Source organism: Roseomonas sp. TAS13 (genome assembly GCF_001950415.1).
GTDB lineage: Bacteria > Pseudomonadota > Alphaproteobacteria > Acetobacterales > Acetobacteraceae > Roseomonas > Roseomonas mucosa.
Map to the genome: position 1 here is coordinate 1 of NZ_BDLP01000401.1, position 3,689 is coordinate 3,689.

Here is a 3,689-nt window from a genome sequence, read left to right on the forward strand (position 1 = left end):
GCTGACCCTCGGCCTTCCGGCGCTGGAGGTGCTCGCGGCCCCGGGCGAGGTGCCGCTGCTGCGCCGCTTCCTGCTGGCCCGCGGCTACCGCCTGGCGCTGGAGGTGCCGGAGCCCGGCCTGCTGGCCGCCTTCCGTCCGGCGCGACTCGGCATCGCCACCTTGCGAATCCCCTTTTCGCCAGACCTGCCCGCCGCCCCCGGGATGCTGCGGACAGTACTGGAGGACCGGCGGACGGAGCTGGTCCTGGCGGGCTGCGACGGCGCCGCCGCCATCGCCTGGGGCTGGAAGATGGGCATCCGGCTCTTCCAGGGCCGCGCCATCCAGCACCGGCGGGGCTGACGGCGGCGGCGGAAGGCGCATATCCAGGAGCATGGAACGGGCTGGGTCTTCCTCGACCCGTTCCGCCGCGCCCGGGCCAGCGGCGCGTTGGTCAGCATCGGCGAACAGGCCCGGCGGGGGCTCAGTAGCCCCGCGACAGGTCCACGCGGTTGAGCAGCGGCTCGCCACGCCGGAAGCGCAGCACATTCCCGGCCAGCGTGTTCACAGTGCTTTCCAACGAAGCAGTGGAGGAGGCATGCGGCGTCACGAAGAGGCCCGGTGTCGTCCAGAAAGGATGTTCCGGCGGCAGCGGCTCCTGCGAGAAGGCGTCGATCGTGGCGGCGCGGAGCTGGCCGCCGGCCAGGGCGTCGATCAGGTCCTGCTCCACCAGATGGCCGCCGCGCCCGGCGCTGATCACCACCCCGCCCCGCGGCATGCGCGCGAAGGTGTCGCGGCAGAGGATGCCGCGTGTTTCCCCGGTCAGGGCGAGAAGGTTCACCAGGATCTCCGTGCCCGACAGGAAGTCGCCGAATTCCTCCGGGCCGGCGAAGCCCTGCACGCCCTCGATCGCCCGGGGCGTGCGCGACCAGCCGCGCACCGTATAGCCGAGCCCGGCCAGCCGCCGCGCCGCGAGCCCGCCCATCTGTCCCAGCCCCATCACGCCGACCACCACCTCGCGCGCTGCCCGCATGGTGCGGTAGGACCATTCGTGGCGCTGCTGCGCCGCCAGGAAATGCGCCACCTCGCGATGGTGGAACAGGGTCCAGCAGCAGACATAGTCCGCCATGCGGGAAGCGAAATCCTCGTCCACCACCCGCACGAAGGGGATGTGGCGCGGCAGGTCCGGATCGAGCATGAAATGGTCGATCCCGGCCCCGGTGGAGGACACCAGCTTCAGGTTGGGAAACTGCGCCAGGAAGCCCGGCGGCATCCGGAAGACGAGGCAGATATCGATCTCGGCCGGGTCGCCGATCTCGGGCCAGAGGCGCAGATCCTCGCCCGGCAGGGCGGCGCGCAGCCCCTCGATCAGACGGTCGCCATAGGCATCGTGCAACCTGCAAAGGATCGCCATCGCATCAGGCCTCCGGATCTCCCACCCGCGGTGAGGGGCGTTTCACGAAGCTTCCCTCGCGAAAGCCGTGCCAGCCGTCGCGCCCATCGCGCATGGCAGACGCGCGTCCGGCGCCTCGCGCGAGGCTCCCCCCGCGACGGGCGGAGCTCAGAGGCCCAGCAGGTCCAGGGTCCGCGCCACGACCTTGTCCTCGGCATAGAGGTCCAGTGCCCGCGCCCGCCCCGCCTCGCCCATGCGCCGACGCAGGGCGGGGTCCCCGGCCAGCCGGCGCAGCGCCCCGGCCAGGGGTGCCGCCTGCATGGGCGGGACGAGGAAGCCGGTCTCGCCTTCCAGCACCATCTCGCGCGGGCCGCTGATATCGGTCGCCACCACCGGCAGGCCGGTGAGCATGGCCTCGATCACCGACATCGGCAGGCCCTCGAAATGGCTGGGCAGGCAGAAGACATCCGCCCCCCGCAGCAGCCGCGCCACGTCGTGCCGGTAGCCGAGGCGCTTCAGCCGGGGGCCCAGCTCCCGCTCCGCCCGGGCGAAGGCCGGTTCGAGGTCCTCGCCATGGTCGGAGGCCAGGCGCTCCCCCACCACCCAGAGCGTGGCGCCGGGCACGGACTCCATGGCTTCCAGCAGTTCCGGATGGCCCTTGTGCCGCACGAGGCGGGAGACCACCGCCACCACGCAGTCCTCCGGCGCGGCGCCCAGCTCGGCCCGGACCTCGGCACGGGTGGCGGCATCGGGGTGGAACAGCGCCGGGTCGCGCCCATTGCCGCAGGCCACGGCGTGGCGGGAGATCCCCAGGCGGCGGGCATCGCCCGCTTCCTCGGTGCTGACCGTCATGAAGACGTCGGTCACGCGGCCGCCGAGCCATTCCATGCCCAGCGACAGCCCCCGGCGCCAGGGTCGGCCGGGCTGGTTGAACAGGAAGCCATGCCCTGTATAGGCGATGCGCGGCACGCCTTCGAGCTTCGCCGCCAGCCGCGCCAGCAGCCCGCTGATCGGGAAATGCCCATGCACCAGATCGGGCTTCTCCGCCCGGATCAGCGCCCGCAGCGCCCGCAACGCCCGCCAGTTGGCGCGCGGCGACAGGGACCGGGCCATGGGCAGGCCGACGATGCGGAACCCCTCGGCCCGAGGCGCGTCGAGCAGCGGCCCCTCGGCGCAGGCGCCCACGACCTCGTGCCCGCGCTCCCGCGCCGCGCGCATCAGCGGCAGCACGAAGTGCCGCAGGGCGAAATCCACGTTGGCGACGAACAGGACCTTCACGCCCGGCAGCCCCCTGCGTGGCCACCGGCCGGACCGGACGGATGGTGCATGGCGGTCCTGTCAGTCCTCTCGCGGGCCGCTCGCCGCAGGGCCCGGGGCCGGTTCCGGCGCCGCTCCCTTGTGGGGCGCCTCCTGGACCGGCCGCGACGGCGTGCCCGGAATGCCCTTCTGCGCCCCCGGCGCGGTCCCTTCGGCCCGGCCGGGCGTGTCGCCCCGCAATTCGCCGGGCGGCACGCGGCGGATCGCCCATTGCACGCTCTGGGTCCCCGGTTCCGCCTGCAGCACCACCTGGCGGGTCGGCTGCGGCTCGCCGGCGGCATAGAGGCTTTCCTCCAGCGCCAGGGCGGCACCCTCGCCGCGCATCCGCCAGCTCGTGCCCGAGGGCAGGCGGAGCAGCACGCCGCGCCCATCCTCCAGCACGGAGGCCTTCACCGTGGGATGGAGGTGGAAGCGCACCGCGAAGCCGCCGGCCGGGCTCTCGGCCTCCACCGCATCCTCGCCGCGCAGGTCGTCGCCGGATTCGGAGAGCCAGAGGCGGCGGCGATGGACGGCGCCGAGGATCTTCTTCCAGCCGTCATGCGTCGCATCCAGCCATTGCGCGCCCTCGGCCTCCTGCCGCTCGGCCTCCACCACCTCCGGCCGGCGGCCCAGCCCGTCCTCGCGCAGCTCGGCGCTGTTGGTATCGGCCAGGACCAGGGTGGAATGCGCCGCGGTGGAACGCAGCGCGTCGCGCCATTCGGGCTCGGCCAGGGGGGAGGCGCCGCAGTTCACGATCAACCGGTCCCGCCCGACCGACATCTCGAAGCTGAGCGTGCCCGCATGATGCCAGCGGTCGGCGCCGCGCGGCAGCGGTCCGGGGCCGGATTCATGCGGCGGCGGCGGGCCGCAATCCACGATCACCAGCGTCCGCCCGGCGAGCAGGCGCTGGAAGCCGCTGTCGGGCAGGATCAGCGGTGCCCGGCCACGCGCCTGGGCCTGGGTGAGGACGAGGTCCAGCAGCGGCGCCGCCTCCCCCCGCGTGCCGTTGAAGCAGGCCAGCCC

Annotated in this window: 4 protein-coding genes; 1 reads left to right on the forward strand and 3 read right to left on the reverse strand. The window is 73.5% G+C overall.

Going from position 1 to position 3,689, the window contains the following annotated elements:
* The coding region (locus ROTAS13_RS27420; RefSeq protein ID WP_171979184.1) for a hypothetical protein at nucleotides 1-340 on the forward strand (340 nt) is incomplete at its 5' end.
* A gap of 121 nt (nucleotides 341-461) precedes the next feature.
* Here the strand turns inward: ROTAS13_RS27420 and ROTAS13_RS20950 are convergent.
* The 3 genes from ROTAS13_RS20950 to ROTAS13_RS20960 all read right to left on the reverse strand — a co-directional run.
* Nucleotides 462-1,391, reverse strand: coding sequence for a glyoxylate/hydroxypyruvate reductase A (locus ROTAS13_RS20950; RefSeq protein ID WP_058390078.1), 930 nt, complete (start codon nucleotides 1,389-1,391; stop codon nucleotides 462-464).
* Nucleotides 1,392-1,538: 147 nt separating this feature from the next.
* Nucleotides 1,539-2,648, reverse strand: a complete 1,110-nt coding sequence (locus tag ROTAS13_RS20955) for a glycosyltransferase family 4 protein (RefSeq protein WP_019461999.1) — start codon at nucleotides 2,646-2,648, stop codon at nucleotides 1,539-1,541.
* A 60-nt stretch (nucleotides 2,649-2,708) separates the two neighbouring features.
* Nucleotides 2,709-3,689 (reverse strand): heparinase II/III family protein (locus tag ROTAS13_RS20960; RefSeq protein WP_171979185.1); only part of this gene is annotated, 981 nt, incomplete at its 5' end.